The sequence below is a fragment of the Streptomyces sp. NPDC018947 genome (assembly GCF_044390505.1).
Lineage (GTDB): Bacteria > Actinomycetota > Actinomycetes > Streptomycetales > Streptomycetaceae > Streptomyces.
In genome coordinates, this window is record NZ_JBIRZD010000007.1 from 164,879 (window position 1) to 181,262 (window position 16,384).

13 protein-coding genes are annotated in these 16,384 nt (G+C 72.0%); 9 read left to right on the top strand and 4 right to left on the bottom strand.

The genetic code is table 11. The annotated features are described in order from the left end of the window. Nucleotides 1–65: 65 nt before the first annotated feature. Both ACH499_RS15730 and ACH499_RS15735 read right to left on the bottom strand, forming a co-directional pair. A complete protein-coding gene (locus ACH499_RS15730; RefSeq protein ID WP_356199763.1) occupies nt 66–443 on the bottom strand; it encodes a WhiB family transcriptional regulator in 378 nt (125 codons plus the stop codon). A gap of 89 nt (nt 444–532) precedes the next feature. Beyond that, nucleotides 533–1,231, bottom strand: coding sequence for a DUF1707 domain-containing protein (locus tag ACH499_RS15735; protein ID WP_356199765.1), 699 nt, complete (start codon nt 1,229–1,231; stop codon nt 533–535). A 227-nt stretch (nt 1,232–1,458) separates the two neighbouring features. Between ACH499_RS15735 and ACH499_RS15740 the strand changes: the two genes are divergently transcribed. From ACH499_RS15740 to ACH499_RS15755, 4 genes are all read left to right on the top strand, one after another. Then, the gene (locus ACH499_RS15740) at nt 1,459–3,135 is read left to right on the top strand and encodes a fumarate hydratase (RefSeq protein WP_356199766.1); all 1,677 of its coding nucleotides are present in this window, start codon (nt 1,459–1,461) and stop codon (nt 3,133–3,135) included. A 95-nt stretch (nt 3,136–3,230) separates the two neighbouring features. Further along, complete coding sequence (locus ACH499_RS15745; protein ID WP_392829567.1) at nt 3,231–4,616, top strand: class II fumarate hydratase; 1,386 nt, start codon at nt 3,231–3,233, stop codon at nt 4,614–4,616. A 56-nt stretch (nt 4,617–4,672) separates the two neighbouring features. Then, the gene (locus ACH499_RS15750) at nt 4,673–5,377 is read left to right on the top strand and encodes a DUF402 domain-containing protein (RefSeq protein WP_399016221.1); all 705 of its coding nucleotides are present in this window, start codon (nt 4,673–4,675) and stop codon (nt 5,375–5,377) included. A 280-nt stretch (nt 5,378–5,657) separates the two neighbouring features. Then, nucleotides 5,658–7,742 (top strand): SpoIIE family protein phosphatase, encoded by a 2,085-nt coding sequence (locus tag ACH499_RS15755; RefSeq protein WP_356199771.1) that lies wholly within the window; start codon nt 5,658–5,660, stop codon nt 7,740–7,742. A 69-nt stretch (nt 7,743–7,811) separates the two neighbouring features. On the opposite strand, the gene ACH499_RS15760 is transcribed toward ACH499_RS15755, so the two are convergent. Then, nucleotides 7,812–10,109, bottom strand: a complete 2,298-nt coding sequence (locus ACH499_RS15760) for a transglycosylase domain-containing protein (protein ID WP_356199773.1) — start codon at nt 10,107–10,109, stop codon at nt 7,812–7,814. A gap of 270 nt (nt 10,110–10,379) precedes the next feature. Between ACH499_RS15760 and ACH499_RS15765 the strand changes: the two genes are divergently transcribed. The 5 genes from ACH499_RS15765 (at nt 10,380) to ACH499_RS15785 (ending at nt 15,306) form a co-directional block, all read left to right on the top strand. Then, on the top strand, nt 10,380–11,318 hold the full coding sequence (locus ACH499_RS15765; protein ID WP_356199774.1) for an SPFH domain-containing protein: 939 nt from the start codon (nt 10,380–10,382) through the stop codon (nt 11,316–11,318). Further along, nucleotides 11,315–11,590, top strand: a complete 276-nt coding sequence (locus ACH499_RS15770; protein WP_392829559.1) for a hypothetical protein — start codon at nt 11,315–11,317, stop codon at nt 11,588–11,590. The genes ACH499_RS15765 and ACH499_RS15770 overlap by 4 nt, the downstream gene beginning before the upstream one ends. A 136-nt stretch (nt 11,591–11,726) precedes the next feature. Next, nucleotides 11,727–12,251, top strand: a complete 525-nt coding sequence (locus tag ACH499_RS15775) for a PadR family transcriptional regulator (protein WP_356199777.1) — start codon at nt 11,727–11,729, stop codon at nt 12,249–12,251. Beyond that, nucleotides 12,248–12,937: an ABC transporter ATP-binding protein gene (locus ACH499_RS15780; RefSeq protein ID WP_356199778.1), complete on the top strand. Its 690-nt coding sequence runs from the start codon at nt 12,248–12,250 to the stop codon at nt 12,935–12,937. The genes ACH499_RS15775 and ACH499_RS15780 overlap by 4 nt, the downstream gene beginning before the upstream one ends. Next, nucleotides 12,934–15,306, top strand: coding sequence for an ABC transporter permease (locus ACH499_RS15785; RefSeq protein ID WP_399016227.1), 2,373 nt, complete (start codon nt 12,934–12,936; stop codon nt 15,304–15,306). Before ACH499_RS15780 ends, ACH499_RS15785 begins: the two co-directional genes overlap by 4 nt. A 94-nt stretch (nt 15,307–15,400) precedes the next feature. On the opposite strand, the gene ACH499_RS15790 is transcribed toward ACH499_RS15785, so the two are convergent. Then, nucleotides 15,401–16,339, bottom strand: coding sequence for a LysR substrate-binding domain-containing protein (locus ACH499_RS15790; RefSeq protein WP_399016230.1), 939 nt, complete (start codon nt 16,337–16,339; stop codon nt 15,401–15,403). Nucleotides 16,340–16,384 lie beyond the last annotated feature (45 nt).

The following is a 16,384-nucleotide window of genomic DNA, read 5'->3' on the forward strand; positions in this document are numbered from 1 at the left end:
ATGAGCGCACCGCGCGACAAGGGCACCCTCTGTGCGGAGAGGGTGCCCTTTCGCGTGCGCGCCCGCTAGCCGGCGGCGGCTATGCGGCCCGTCGCGGCGCGGGACTTCTTCAGCTCCACGTCGCGGCGCCGGCGGCGGGCCAGGACGACGCGGCGCTCGGCAGCCGTCAGACCGCCCCACACGCCGTACGGCTCGGGCTGCAGCAGCGCGTGCTCGCGGCACTCGACCATCACGGGGCAGCGCGCGCACACGCGCTTGGCCGCTTCCTCGCGGGAGAGCCGGGCGGCCGTGGGTTCCTTGGACGGTGCGAAGAACAGTCCGGCCTCGTCGCGCCGGCACACCGCCTCGGTGTGCCACGGAGCGTCTTGGTCCCTGTCCCGCACGGGCACCCGCTGGGCCGGAACAGCAGCTACCTGCAGGGACGAATGCGGCGGTTGCAGCACGGTCTACTCCTGACGACGGCTTCGCGAGCGAGAGACGATGCGTCAGGCTTACCCGTTGTACGCGGGCCTATGCACTGGGTTCCGAACCGCTAGAGATGCTTGCGCACGCTCCTGTCGATCTTCCGCTGCACCCGGTCGAGGATGTCCGCGACGAGCTTGCCGCGCCGGGGACGCGCCTCGACGCTGCCCAGGATCGCCCACCCGTCCACGTAGACGACGGGGGCGTCGGCCTCGGGCGAGTCCAGCGTGGCGACCTCGAAGCTGCCGAGGACACCGCCGCCGGTGCCGCGCAGCGACACGTTCTCCGGGACGTCGATCTCGACGCTGCCGAAGACGGAGAACGCCTTGATCATGACCTGCCGGTGCTCGAAGAGCGCCTCGCTGAGGTCGATCTCGACGCTGCCGAAGATCGCGTAGGCGTGGATGCGGCGGCTCACGCGCCGGCGGCCCCTGCGGGTGGCGGCGCTGAACACCGCCACCACGTTCTCGTCGGGGTCCACGGGGATGGCGCCCGCGGTGGGCCGGTCGGGGGCGGGTGCGGGGCCGGCGTCCCGGCGGGCGTGCGCGGCGGGCAGGTCCCGTACGAACACGTCCAGCTCGCCGACGGTCTTGGCCGCCAGTACGCCCTCCACCCGCTCGGCGTGCTCGTCGGCGGTCAGCCGCCCCTCGGCGAGGGCGTCGCGCAGCATGTCGGCGATGCGGTCGCGGTCGGCGTCGGAGGCGCGCATCTCGGTGACGTCCGGTGCCGTGCCCGTGCCCTGCGGTCGGTCGTGCTTCTGAAGGTCCACGGCAGCAGCCTACCGATACGCGATAGATCGCGTTAAGGGGTGGGGACGACCGTGTCGCCGTCCCGGCCGCCCCGCCCGCCGCTCGCTGAGCCGTACCTCACACCCGCCCCACTGAGCCTTACCTCACAAGCCCGCCGCCGGCGTCAGGTTCTACGCTGGTGGACGCTGCCAATGGAGGCCAGCCGTCGTTGCTGAGGAATCCAGCCGCGCGTGATGTCGAGTGAGGAATGGGCGAGATGCCTGAGTTCGCGTACACCGATCTGCTCCCCCAGGGCGAGGACACCACTCCGTACCGGCTGGTGACCTCGGAGGGTGTCTCCACCTTCGAGGCCGACGGGCGGACGTTCCTCAAGGTGGAGCCGGAGGCGCTGCGCAAGCTGGCCGAGGAGGCCATCCACGACATCCAGCACTACCTGCGCCCGGCCCACCTGGCGCAGCTCCGCCGCATCATCGACGACCCCGAGGCGTCGAGCAACGACAAGTTCGTGGCGCTGGACCTGCTGAAGAACGCGAACATCGCGGCGGCGGGCGTGCTGCCGATGTGCCAGGACACCGGCACGGCGATCGTCATGGGCAAGCGCGGCCAGAACGTCCTGACGGCGGGCGGCGACGAGGAGGCCCTCAGCCGCGGCATCTACGACGCGTACAAGAACCTGAACCTGCGCTACTCGCAGATGGCTCCGCTCACCATGTGGGAGGAGAAGAACACCGGCTCCAACCTCCCCGCCCAGATCGAGCTGTACGCGACCGACGGCGGCGCCTACAAGTTCCTGTTCATGGCCAAGGGCGGCGGCTCGGCCAACAAGTCGTTCCTGTACCAGGAGACGAAGGCCGTCCTGAACGAGGCCTCCATGATGAAGTTCCTGGAGGAGAAGATCCGTTCGCTGGGCACGGCCGCCTGCCCGCCCTACCACCTGGCGATCGTGGTCGGCGGCACGTCGGCGGAGTACGCGCTGAAGACCGCGAAGTACGCCTCCGCGCACTACCTGGACGAGATCCCCTCCGAGGGCTCCGAACTCGGGCACGGCTTCCGGGACAAGGAGCTGGAGGAGAAGGTCTTCGAGCTGACCCAGAAGATCGGCATCGGCGCGCAGTTCGGCGGCAAGTACTTCTGCCACGACGTGCGCGTGGTGCGCCTGCCGCGGCACGGGGCGTCCTGCCCGGTCGCCATCGCCGTGTCCTGCTCGGCGGACCGGCAGGCCGTCGCCAAGATCACGGCCGAGGGCGTCTTCCTGGAGCAGCTCGAGACCGACCCGGCGCGGTTCCTGCCCGAGACGACGGACGAGCAGCTCGACGAGTCGGGTGACGTCGTGAAGATCGACCTCAACCAGCCGATGGACGACATCCTGGCCGAACTGACCAAGTACCCGGTCAAGACCCGGCTGTCCCTGACCGGCCCGCTGGTCGTGGCGCGCGACATCGCGCACGCCAAGATCAAGGAGCGGCTGGACGCGGGCGAGGAGATGCCGCAGTACCTGAAGGACCACCCGGTGTACTACGCGGGCCCGGCGAAGACGCCCGAGGGGTACGCGTCCGGATCCTTCGGGCCGACCACGGCCGGACGGATGGACTCCTACGTGGAGCAGTTCCAGGCGGCCGGCGGCTCGAAGGTGATGCTGGCCAAGGGCAACCGGAGCAAGCAGGTCACCGACGCGTGCGACGCGCACGGCGGCTTCTACCTGGGCTCGATCGGCGGGCCGGCGGCGCGGCTCGCGCAGGACTGCATCAAGAAGGTCGAGGTCGTCGAGTACGAAGAGCTCGGCATGGAGGCGGTCTGGAAGATCGAGGTGGAGGACTTCCCGGCGTTCATCGTGGTGGACGACAAGGGCAACGACTTCTTCCAGGACCCGGCGCCGGCGCCGACGTTCACGACGATCCCGGTGCGGGGGCCGGGCCTGGCGTAGCCCCGCCGTCCCTCACCGGGGGCTCCGCCTCCGGTGAGGGACCGGATCACCGCCCCGCCCGGAACATCCGTACCGCCCGGCACGCTGTACCGGGTATGAGCGACTACCGCATCGAGCACGACTCCATGGGAGAGGTCCGCGTTCCCGCGGACGCCAAGTGGCGCGCGCAGACGCAGCGTGCCGTCGAGAACTTCCCCGTCTCCGGGCAGCGCATCGAGCGCGCGCACATCGAGGCGCTGGCCCGCATCAAGGGTGCCGCCGCACGGGTGAACGCCCGGCTGGGGGTGCTCGACCGGGAGACCGCCGAGGCGATCGAGGCGGCGGCCGCGGAGGTCGCCGAGGGCAAGTGGGACGAGCACTTCCCCGTGGACGTGTTCCAGACGGGGTCGGGGACCTCGTCCAACATGAACACCAACGAGGTCATCGCCACCCTGGCCACGGAGCGGCTCGGCAGGGACGTGCACCCCAACGACCACGTCAACGCCTCGCAGTCCTCCAACGACGTCTTCCCCTCCTCCATCCACATCGCCGCGACCGCCGCCGTGAGCCGGGACCTCGTCCCTGCCCTCGGCCATCTCGCCGCCGCCCTGGAGCGCAAGGCGGAGGAGTTCGCCGACGTCGTCAAGTCCGGGCGTACGCACCTGATGGACGCCACGCCCGTCACGCTGGGCCAGGAGTTCGGCGGGTACGCGGCCCAGGTGCGGTACGGCATCGAGCGGCTGAACGCGTCGCTGCCCCGGCTCGCGGAGCTGCCGCTGGGCGGCACCGCCGTGGGCACCGGCATCAACACCCCGCCCGGCTTCGCCGCCGCCGTCATCGAGGAGGTGGCCCGGGCGACGGGGCTGCCGCTGACCGAGGCGCGCGACCACTTCGAGGCGCAGGGCGCCCGCGACGGCATCGTGGAGACCAGCGGGCAGCTCCGCACGATCGCGGTGGGCCTGACGAAGATCGCCAACGATCTGCGCTGGATGTCCTCCGGGCCGCGCACCGGGCTCGCGGAGATCTCGCTGCCCGACCTCCAGCCGGGCTCGTCCATCATGCCGGGCAAGGTGAACCCGGTCGTCCCGGAGGCCGTGCTCATGGTCGCCGCGCAGGTGACCGGCAACGACACGACCGTCGCCACGGCCGGGGCGGCCGGCAACTTCGAGCTGAACGTCATGCTGCCGGTCATCGCCAAGAACGTGCTGGAGTCGGTGCGGCTGCTCGCCAACGTCTCGCGGCTGCTGGCCGACCGGACCGTCGACGGCATCGTCGCGCACCGGGAGCGGGCCCGGGAGTACGCCGAGTCCTCGCCCTCCGTGGTGACGCCGCTCAACAAGTACATCGGGTACGAGGAGGCCGCCAAGGTGGCCAAGAAGGCGCTGGCCGAGCGGAAGACGATCCGTCAGGTGGTTCTGGAGGGCGGGTACGTCGAGCGCGGCGACCTGACGGGCGAGCAGTTGGACGAGGCGCTGGACGTGCTGCGGATGACCCACCCGTGAGGGTGCTCCTCGCGATCACCTCCGCACCGGATGGCCCGGGCACCTAATATCTGTCCATGGCAGACGGCGAAACGGTGGGCGCGGCGGCGCAGGAGGGCGGTCCGGCCGCCCCGGCCCGGTTCTGGGCGCCCGGCAGTCACATCCTGTGGCGCTATCGGGAGAACGGCGGACCGCACGTCCACATCGCGCGTCCCGTCACCGTCGTACGAGACGACGGGGACCTGCTCGCGGTGTGGATGGCGCCCGGCACCGAGTGCGTCAAGCCGGTGCTGGCCGACGGCACTCCGGTGCACCTGGAACCGCTGGCCACGCGCTACACCAGGCCGCGTGCCGTGCAGCGCGGCCACTGGTTCGGCACGGGCGTGCTGAAGCTGGCGCGGCCCGGTGCCCCCTGGTCGGTGTGGCTGTTCTGGGACCCGGGCTGGCAGTTCAAGAACTGGTACGTGAACCTGGAGGAGCCGCTGACCCGTTGGGAGGGCGGCGTCGACTCCGTGGACCACTTCCTGGACATCACCGTGCAGCCGGACCGCAGTTGGCAGTGGCGCGACGAGGACGAGTTCGCGCAGGCCCAGCGGGACGGGCTGGTGGACGCCCGGCTCGCCGAGCGGGTGCGTGAGGCGGGGCGTGCCGCGGTGGCGGAGATCGACGCCTGGGGTTCCCCGTTCGCGGACGGCTGGGAGCAGTGGCGGCCGGATCCCTCGTGGCCGGTACCGCCGCTGCCCGGCGACTGGGATCGCATGCCCGCGCACGTGTCCTCATGAGACCCTTGATGCGCCCCCGGGCACGAACCGTAGGATCGTCCTCCGCAACGGTGCGCAGCGGCAACGGGCGGAGCGCACACCGTGCTTGACCGATCGTCACCGAGGGGCGGCAGGACGTGAGCGAGGGGTACGACGGCAATGCCGGTACGGGCCGGGGACGGCCCGCCGGTGGCACAGGAACAGCCTCTGACCACGCGGGAATTCCGTTCCTGGGGCACCTCTTCCGGGTATCGGGATTTCTGCGGGACGAACTGCACGCGCCGCGCGCAGTCCCGGACGGATGGATTCGACACGCGTGACGGAGCACCCGACCTCCTTCGAACGCCCCCCGGCGGGCGCCGACCCCACGGACCCCCGTGGGGCGTTCCTGAGCGCCCCGGCGCCGCCGCGGGGCCCCCAGGCAGCCTTACCGGCGCAGGGCCGCACGGGAGAGACGCCGCCCACCCCCGGTACGGGTGCCTTCGAGCACTCCCAGCCGGGCACCGAGCAGTCCGCCGAGCCCGGCACGCACCGTCCGCGGCCCGCGCCCGAGGGCGTCCCGGTACAGCCGGACGGCGCGCGGGACGGGGCCGGTGCGCCGGCCGGGCAGGGCGGACGCGCGGTGCCGGAGCCGGACCGCCGGACCGGGCAGCCCACCGCGCCCGGACGGCCCACGCCCATGCGGCGGGACGGGGACCGGCTGCGGTTCGTCGGCGCCGCGACCCGGCGGATCGCCCGGGGCATGGACCTGGACGAGATCGTGATGGGCCTGTGCCGGGCCACCGTGCCGACGTTCTCGGACGCGATCCTGGTCTATCTGCGCGAGCCGCTGCCGGTCGGCGACGAGCGGCCCACCGGTCCGCTGGTGCTGCGGCTTCGCCGCACCGACCGGATACCGGCCGAGCGGGACACCGAGGGCGGTTTCCTGCCCGCGGCCCAGCCGGAGCCCTCCGAGCTGGAGGCGGTCGGCTCGGAGCTGTGCGAGGTACGGCCGGGCAGCGCGCTCGCCGAGGTGCTGCGCGGGGTGCGCCCGGTCTTCACGGACACCGCCGCGGCCCGCGCCGCCCTGCCCGAGCTGCTGGGTGACGAGGGCGACTTCGCCGTGCCCTCCGGCCGGCGCGCGATCCTCGCGCCGCTGCGGGGGCGGCGCCGGGTGATCGGTGCCGCGCTGTTCCTGCGCGGGCCGGAGCGCGTCGCCTTCGAGGGCGACGACCTGCTGGTGGCCGCCCAGTTGGCCACGCACAGCGCGCTCGGCATCGACAAGGCGGTGCTGTACGGGCGCGAGGCGTACATCGCCGACGAACTCCAGCGCACGATGCTCCCGGAGAACCTGCCGCGCTGCACGGGCGTACGGCTGGCGTCCCGTTATCTGCCGGCCGCCGAGACGGCCCGGGTCGGCGGCGACTGGTACGACGCGATTCCGCTGCCGGGCAGCCGGGTCGCGCTGGTCGTGGGCGACGTGATGGGCCACTCCATGACGTCGGCGGCCATCATGGGCCAGCTCAGGACCACCGCGCAGACCCTGGCCGGGCTCGACCTGCCGCCGCAGGAGGTGCTGCACCACCTCGACGAGCAGGCCCAGCGCCTGGGCACCGACCGCATGGCGACCTGCCTGTACGCCGTGTACGACCCGGTCTCGCACCGCATCACCGTCGCCAACGCCGGTCATCCGCCGCCCGTCCTGCTGCACCTGGGCGGCCGGGCGGAGGTGCTGCGGGTGCCGGCGGGCGCCCCGATCGGCGTGGGCGGCGTGGACTTCGAGGCCGTGGAGCTGGACGCCCCGGCGGGCGCGACGCTGCTGCTCTACACCGACGGGCTGGTCGAATCCCGGCTGCGGGACGTGTGGACCGGCATCGAGCAGCTCCGGGAGCGCCTCGCCGCGACCGCGCAGCTCACCGGCCCGGACCACCCGCCGCCGCTGGAGGCCCTGTGCGACGAGGTGCTGGACATGCTCGGCCCGGGCGACCGGGACGACGACATCGCGCTGCTCGCCGCCCGCTTCGACGGCATCGCGCCCAGTGACGTGGCGTACTGGTCGCTGGCCCCGGAGGACGCGGCGCCCGGGCAGGCCCGCCGCCTGGCCCGGCGTGCTCTGGCCCGCTGGGGCATGGAGGAGCTCACGGACTCGGTGGAGCTGCTGGTCAGCGAGGTGGTGACCAACGCGGTGCGGTACGCGTCCCGGCCGGTGTCGCTGCGGCTGCTGCGCACGGACGTGCTGCGCTGCGAGGTCGGCGACGACGTGCCGCAGCTTCCGCGGCTGCGGCAGGCGCGGGCCACGGACGAGGGCGGGCGCGGGCTGTACCTGGTGAACCGGCTGGCCCGGCGCTGGGGCGCGACCCGGCTGAGCACGGGGAAGGTGGTCTGGTTCGAACTGAACCGGGGCTGAGGCGTATGTGAAGGGGCGCCCGGTGCGTGCACCGGGCGCCCCTTCACGTCTGGGTCGTCCTCGCGGCGGCTACTGCTCGCGCCGGTCGTTGCCCGGGAACAGCGGGTCCTCGGGCTCCGTGGTCGGCCCGCCGGTCGGCGGTTCGGTCGACGGGCTGCCGGACGGGGACATGGACGGCGACTCCTCCGGCGCCTCGGTCGTCTCCTCCTGGGTCGGCTCCTCGGACGTCGGCTCCTGGGTCGGCGTCTCCTCGGCCGTCTCCTCCTCGGTCGGCGACTGCGACGGCGACTCGCTGGCCGTGGCGGAGCTGCTGGGCTTCACCGCGGCCCCCTGCTTGGTCTCCAGGTCGAACTTGCTGACCCCGTCCATCACGCCGAAGGTGTAGGCGGCCCAGATCTGCGCCGGGAAGCCACCGCCGTTGACGCGGGGTTCGCCGCCGGCCTTGTACATCGGGACCTGACCGAAGGTCTTGGAGTCCTCGCCGAACAGGCCGACGGCGGTGACCAGTTCGGGCGTGTAGCCGGTGAACCAGGCCGACTTGTTGTTGTCGGAGGTACCCGTCTTGCCGGCCACCTGCTGGCCGTCGCGCATCGGGTTGTCGCGCACGGACTTCTTGGCCGTACCGTCGTCGACCACGCCGGTCAGCACGGACGTCACCGTGTCGGCGGCCTCCCGGCTGATGACCTGGTCACCGATCGGGTCGGGGAAGTCGACCTTGCGGGAGTTGTGCTCGACGGACTTCACGACGGCCGGGGTGACCTTCTTGCCGTGGTTGTCGAGGGTGGCGTAGACACCCGCCATCTCCAGCGGGCTCGCGCCCATGCTGCCGAGGGTCTGCGCGGGGACGGGGTCCATGCCCTCGGTCTCCATGCCGAGCTTGCCGGCGACGTCGACCACCTCGGACATGCCGACGTCGACGCCCATCTGCGCGAAGACGGAGTTGACCGACTTGTTCATGGCCTCCTGGACGTCGATCTCGCCGTAGTTGCCGTCGTCCTCGTTCTCCGGGGCGAAGCCGACCTCGCGGCCGTTGTCCACCACGGGGCGCTCGCTCGTGCCGTCGTACAGCGTGTTCGCGGTGATCGGCACGCCGTCCTGGGTCTCGGCGTCCTCGTCCACGGCCGCGGCGAGGATGACCGGCTTGAAGGTGGAGGCGGGCTGGTAGTCGTCGCGGGTGGCGTTGTTGCGGTAGTGCTTCACGTAGTCCACGCCGCCGTACATCGCCACGACCGCGCCCGTCTTCGGGTCCACGGAGGCGGCGCCGGCCTGGACGTCGGCGTCCACGTCGCGCTTCTTCGGGTCGAGCTTGCTGGTGAGCTGCTCCTTGACGGCCTTCTCCAGCGCCGCCTGCTTCTTCTTGTCGATGTTGAGCGTGACGGTCCAGCCGCCGGCCTCGACCATCGCCTCGGCTTGCTTCATGTCCTCGGCGGTGCCGCCCGCGACGAGCTGCTTCTTGAGCGCCGTGTTGGCCGCCTCGACCAGATAACCGGTCTGCCCCTCCATGCCGGGCGCCGGCTTGGGCTCCTTCGGCACCGGGAACTTCATGCCCTCGCGGTCGCTCTTGTCGAGCCACTTCTGCTCGACCATGTTGTCCAGGACGTAGTTCCAGCGCTCCTCGACGAGCCTCTTGCCGGTCTCGCTGGCGATCGCCCAGTCGTACTGGTTGGGCGCCTGGAGCAGCGCGGCGAGGTAGGCGCCCTGCTCGACCGTGAGGTCCTCGGCGTCGACGCGGTAGTAGGCCTGCGCGGCGGCCTGGATGCCGTAGGCGCTGCGGCCGTAGAAGCTGGTGTTGATGTAGCCGGCGAGGATGTAGTCCTTGGGCTTCTCCCGGTCCAGCTTCAGGGAGATGACCAGCTCCTTGAGCTTGCGGGAGACGGTCTGGTCCTGCGTCAGGTAGTAGTTCTTGACGTACTGCTGGGTGATCGTGGAACCGCCCTGCGCGCCCTTGCCGGAGAGCGTGTTGAGCACACCGCGGGCGGTGCCCTTGAGGTCGACGCCGGAGTCCTTGTAGAAGGTCTTGTTCTCGGCGGCGACGAAGGTGTGCTGGACGTCCTTGGGGACCTTGGCCAGGTCGACGATCTCGCGGTTGTAGCCCTTGCGGGTCATGATCGAGCCGTCGCTGTACTTGTAGACGTTGCCCTGTCGCTGGGCGTCGGCGTTGCCCTCGGGGATGTCGATCACCATGTACAGCACGATGAAGGCGCCCATGCCGAGCAGGATCACGCCGAAGAACGTGCCGAGGATCTTCTTCCAGGTGAACAGCCGGCGTATGAGGCTCCGGTCGGCCGCCGGTGACGAGCGGCGTCCCCTCGGCGCCGCGCGGCGGCCACCACGCTGACGCGCTCGTCTCTCTTCCGCTCGTCCCATGGGTCCGATCCGCTCCGATTCGGTCGTGTGTGCTCACCCGTCACACAGGTGCGCCGCTCAGGTCAGCTCAGAAAGCTAACACCGAGAGATATGACAAACGGCTGCCGATCCGCCCTTGTGCGGACGTGAGAATCAGCACCTGTCCCACAGGAACCGACGTACGGGAGGGGGCGAAGGTTGCGGTCTTCCGATAAAGTGCTATCACTTAGATAGACCAACGCTAGATAGCGGGGCGCGTCCGACGCGCCCCGCGAGAACGGGGGGCCACCCATGTCCGTACCGGAGACACCGCAGACTGGAGCCGATGTGCCCGAGATGCCCGCCCCGCGGGTGCGGGAGACCCAGGCGCCCAGCATCGGCGGCGGACTGGCGCTGCTGCTGGGGCTGGTGGGGCTGCTCGTGGGCGCCGGGCTGATAGCCGTCGCCACGGCGGTGACGGCGACCGGAGCGAAGGCCGCGCTGATCGTCGGGGGCGTGGTGATCGCCCTGGCGGCGTTCCTCGCCATGTGCGGGCTGAACATGGTGGCGCCGGGCGAGGCCCGGGTGGTGCAGCTCTTCGGGCGGTACCGGGGGACGATCCGGGAGGACGGGCTGCGCTGGGTCAACCCGCTCACCTCGCGCACCAAGATCTCGACGCGGGTGCGCAACCACGAGACGGCCGTCCTGAAGGTGAACGACGCCTACGGCAACCCGATCGAGCTGGCCGCCGTCGTGGTGTGGCGGGTCGAGGACACCGCGCAGGCCACTTTCGAGGTGGACGACTACGTCGAGTTCGTCTCCACGCAGACCGAGGCGGCCGTGCGGCACATCGCCATCGAGTACCCCTACGACGCCCACGAGGAGGACGGCCTCTCGCTGCGCGGCAACGCCGAGGAGATCACCGAGAAGCTCGCCGTCGAGCTCCACGCGCGCGTAGAGGCGGCCGGGGTGCAGATCATCGAGTCCCGCTTCACCCATCTCGCCTACGCTCCGGAGATCGCCTCGGCGATGCTCCAGCGGCAGCAGGCCGGCGCGGTGGTCGCGGCGCGGCGGCAGATCGTGGACGGCGCGGTCGGCATGGTGGAGGCGGCGCTCGGCCGCATCAGCGAGCAGGGCATCGTGGAGCTGGACGACGAACGGAAGGCGGCGATGGTGTCCAACCTGATGGTCGTGCTCTGCGGGGACCGTGCCGCCCAGCCGGTACTGAACACGGGAACGCTCTACCAGTGACGACCCCCTCCGGGGGCTCGGCCCCCAAGCGACGGCCGCAGCAGCGCAAGCAGGTGCTGCTGCGGCTGGACCCGCAGGTCTACGAGGCGCTGGCCCGCTGGGCGGGCGACGAGCTGCGCTCGGCAAACGCCCAGATCGAGTTCCTGCTGCGCAGGGCGCTCGCGGACGCGGGCCGCCTGCCCGGGGACGCCGGACCGCTGCCGCGCCGGGGCCGGCCCCCGCGAAGCGGGCCGGGGAGCACCGGGACGCAGGGAGCCGCACCCCCTTCGTGACCGGCCGGCCGAAAACTCGGCCTTCGCTGTAGCGGAACCGTGACAAACGGCCCCGACCTGCGGCCCCGCACCTCACGCCACCATCTCTGCACTGCGCGTATACATGCCGCGTATACACCGTGTGTAGAGTCCTTCCATGTCCATCGGTCACACCCTCCTGGGACTCCTGGAGTCCGGGCCGCGCCACGGCTACGACCTCAAGCGCGCCTTCGACGAGAAGTTCGGCCACGACCGGCCGCTGCACTACGGCCAGGTCTACTCGACGATGTCCCGACTGCTGAAGAACGGCCTCGTCGTGGTCGACGGCATCGAGGCGGGCGGCGGTCCCGAACGCAAGCGGTACGCGATCACCGACGCCGGCATCACCGACGTGCAGCAGTGGCTCGCCACGCCGGAGAAGCCCGAGCCGTACCTGCAGTCCACGCTCTACACCAAGGTCGTCCTCGCGCTGCTCACCCACCGCGACGCCGCCGACGTCCTCGACACCCAGCGCTCGGAGCACCTGCGCAGCATGCGCATCCTCACCGACCGCAAGCGCAACGGCGACCTCGCCGACCAGCTCATCTGCGACCACGCCCTGTTCCACCTGGAGGCGGACCTGCGCTGGCTCGAGCTGACCGCGGCGCGCCTCGACAAGCTCCGTGAGGCGGTGACCCGATGACCGTCCCCGCGGGCACCCTGCTCTCCGCCGAGAAGCTGACCAAGGCCTACGGCCCCACCCTCGCGCTCGACGGCGCCGAGTTCTCCATCCACCCCGGCGAGGTCGTCGCCGTGATGGGCCCCTCCGGCTCCGGCAAGTCCACCCTGCTGCACTGCCTCGCCGGCATCGTGACCCCCGACTCGGGGACGATCACGTACGACGGACGTGAGCTGTCCGCCATGTCCGACGCCCGGCGCAGTGCCCTGCGCCGCTCGGAGTTCGGCTTCGTGTTCCAGTTCGGGCAACTCGTGCCGGAGCTGACCTGCGTCGAGAACGTCGCCCTGCCGCTGCGGCTGAACGGCACCTCACGCAAGGAGGCCGAACGGGCCGCGCTGACCTGGATGGAACGGCTGGAGGTCGACGGCCTGCGCAAGAAGCGCCCCGGCGAGGTCTCCGGCGGCCAGGGCCAGCGCGTCGCCGTGGCGCGGTCGCTGGTCACGAACCCGCGCGTGCTGTTCGCCGACGAACCGACCGGCGCGCTGGACTCCCTCAACGGCGAGCGCGTGATGGAACTGCTCACCGACGCCGCCCGGTCCACCAACGCCGCCGTCGTGCTGGTCACGCACGAGGCGCGGGTGGCCGCGTACTCCGACCGCGAGGTCGTCGTGCGCGACGGCAGGTCGCGGGACATGGAGCGCGCCGTATGACACCGCGCGGGGGGAGGCGCCCACGCGGGCGGAGCCGGGCGTGGGGATGGGCCCACGACCTGGCGCTGGGCGTCCGCTTCGCCGTCACCGGCGGACGGGAGGGCTGGACCCGCGCCCTGCTGACGGCCACCGGCGTCGGGCTGGGGGTGGCCCTGCTCCTGCTGACGACGGCGCTGCCGAACGCGCTGGAGGTCCGTCACCAGCGGGAGGAAGCGCGCACCGACATCACGTTCAACAACGAGCCGATCGCCGAGGCGGACGACACCCTGATCGTCGCCGACGTCGGCACGGACTTCCGCGACGACACCGTCCGGGGCCGCGCCCTGGAGCCCGAGGGGCCCCGTGCGCCGCTGCCGCCGGGGTTGGAGGAGTTCCCCGCGGTGGGCGAGATGGTGGTCTCCCCCGCCCTGCGGGAGCTGCTGGAGTCGGACTCCGGCGCGCTGCTGCGCGAGCGGCTGCCGGACCGGATCACCGGCACGATCGCGGAGAGCGGGCTGATCGGCGCCCACGAACTCGCCTTCTACCGGGGCGCCGAGGGACTCGCGGCGCATCTCGAACCGTCCCGGATCGTGCGCATCGACCACTTCGGCGCCCAGCGGGGACCCGTGGACTCCGACCCGGTGCTCGTGCTGCTGATCCTCGTCGTCTTCGTGGTGCTGCTGATGCCGGTCGCGGTGTTCATCGCGGCGGCCGTGCGGTTCGGCGGCGAGCGGCGCGACCGGCGGCTCGCGGCGCTGCGGCTGGTGGGCGCCGACGGCGGCATGACCCGGCGGACCGCGGCCGGCGAGGCGATGGCGGGCGCGGTGCTCGGCCTCGTCCTCGGCGCCGGGTTCTTCCTGATCGGCCGCCAACTCGCGGGAACGGCGAAGGTGTACCGCATCAGCGTGTTCCCCAGCTATCTCGACCCCTCGCCGCTGCTCGCCCTGCTGGTGGGGGTGACGGTGCCGGCGGCGGCCGTCCTGGTGACGCTGTTCGCGCTGCGCGGGGTGGCCATCGAGCCGCTCGGCGTCGTGCGTACGGCCAAGCCCACGCGGCGGCGCCTGTGGTGGCGGCTGCTGCTGCCGGTGGCCGGCCTCGCCATGCTGTACCCGATGATCGGCCAGGGCCGCGGCAACGGGGACTTCAACCAGTACCTGGTCACCGGTGGTGTCGTCCTGCTGCTGGTCGGCGTCACCGCGCTGCTGCCGTGGATCGTGGAGACGGTCGTGGCCCGGCTCGGCGCGGGCTCCGTGTCCTGGCAGCTCGCCGTGCGCCGGCTTCAGCTCAGCAGCGGCACGGCGGCCCGGATGGTCAACGGCATCGCGGTGGCCGTCGCCGGGGCCATCGCGCTGCAGATGCTGTTCGCGGGCGTGGACGACGACTACACCCAGTCCACCGGGCGGGACGTGACGTGGGCACAGATGGAGGTGGTCCTGCCGAGCGAGGTGGCTCTCGCCCCGGCCGCCGGGAAGCTCCGCGACACCGAGGGGGTGAAGGCGGCCCACGCCTTCTCCGAGGGCTACCTCGGAGACCGCGCCATGACCCCGGACCTCGTCACGATGATGACCGTGGGCGACTGCACCGCGCTGCGGGAGATCGCCGAGCTGCCCTCGTGCGGCGACGGGGACGTGTTCGCCGTCCGCGGCGCCGAGTGGGACGCCGGTGCCGACGTGGGGAAGCTGGTGGAGCCGGGGCGGAAGCTGTACCTGGACCCGGCGTACGAGCGGGTGGCGGGGCTGGCCGTCCCCTGGACCGTGCCGCGGGGCGTCAAGGCCGCGACGCCGCGTGACGGTCTGCTGCCCGGCATCGACCGGGGCGGCTTCCTGGTCACGCCGAAGGCGATGCCGGCCGCGCTCGCACCGGCGCTGACCGGGCACACCTACCTCAGGCTCGACGAGTCCCTGCCGGACGTGCGGGAGCGGGTGCGCAACACCGCGGTGGCCATCGATCCGCTGGCGCAGCCGCTGGACTGGGCGGCCACGGAGCGGCAGGGCCGCTTCGACACCATCCGCACCGGGCTGTTCGTCGGCGCCGCGTGTGTGCTGGCGCTGATCGGCGCGAGTCTGCTGGTGTCCCAGCTCGAGCAGTTGCGCGAGCGCAGGAAGCTGCTGTCGTCCCTGGTCGCCTTCGGCACCCGGCGCCGCACGCTGAGCCTGTCGGTGCTGTGGCAGACCGCGGTCCCGATCGCGCTGGGGCTGGTGCTGGCCTCGGTGGTCGGCCTGACGCTGGGCACGGTGCTGCTGAAGATGACGGGCACCCCCGTGGCCGTCGACTGGGCCGGCGTCCTGCTCATGACCGGCATCGGCGCCGCGGTCGTCCTGGTGGTGACCCTGGCCAGCCTGCCCCCGCTGCTGCGCCTGATGCGCCCGGAGGGCCTGCGGACGGAGTGAGGTGCGGGGGCCCGCGGCACCCGCGGGGTGCGGACGTCCCGGCGGCTCGCGGCACCCGCGCCGCGCCGCCGGGGCGTTGGCGTACGCGGGCGGGTCAGCCGGTGACGACGCGCACCGGCAGCTCGGTCATCGCCTCCCGCAGGGCCGCCGCCAGTTCCTCGTACTCCGCGGAGCGGGCCGCGCCCGTGCGCATGGCGAGCGCGATCCGCCGGGTGGGGGCCGGGTCGGCGAAGGAGCCGGTGAGGAGCTGGCTGGAGCGGGAGGTCTCCACCCGGACCGCCGTGCGCGGCAGCAGCGTCACGCCGAGCCCGCCGGCCACGAGCTGGACCAGCGTCGACAGCCCGGCCGCGGTCGTGGTCGCCGGGACGTCCGCGCGGCCGGCCTCCCGGCAGATGTCGAGCGCCTGGTCGCGCAGGCAGTGCCCCTCGTCGAGCAGCAGCAACCGCAGCTCGCGCAGCACCGAGCGCTCGATTCCCTCGCGGCCGCCGAGCGGGTGGTCGAGCGGGGTGACCAGTACGAAGTCCTCGTCGAACAGCGGGAGTTCGGTGACGCCGGGGACGCCGAGCGGCACCGCGAGCAGCAGCAGGTCGAGGCGGCCGGTGCCGAGGCCGTCCAGCAGGTTCGCCGTCTGCTCCTCGTGGACCTGGAGGTCGAGGTCGGGGTAGCGGTCGTGGACCAGCCGCAGCACCGTCGGCAGCAGATACGGCGCCACGGTCGGGATGACGCCGAGCCGCAGCGCCCCGGTGAACGGCGCCCGCACCGCCTCGGCCTCCTCCATGAGCGCACCGACCTCCGCGAGGACCGCCTTCGTCCGCACCGCGAGCCGTTCCCCCGCCGGTGAGAGCAGCACCTTGCGCGTCGTACGCTCCAGGAGGGTGACACCGAGTGCCTCCTCCAGGGCGGAGACGGCGCCCGAGAGCGCGGGCTGGCTCATGCCGATCGCGGCGGCGGCGTCACGGAAGTGCAGATGCTCGGCGACCGCCGCGAAAGCCCGCAGCTGGGCGAGGCTGGGCTGCCTCTTCCTGCCCGTCACTGATAGCCACCTCCGATCAACTCGACCGAGTGTAGCTATTTCACT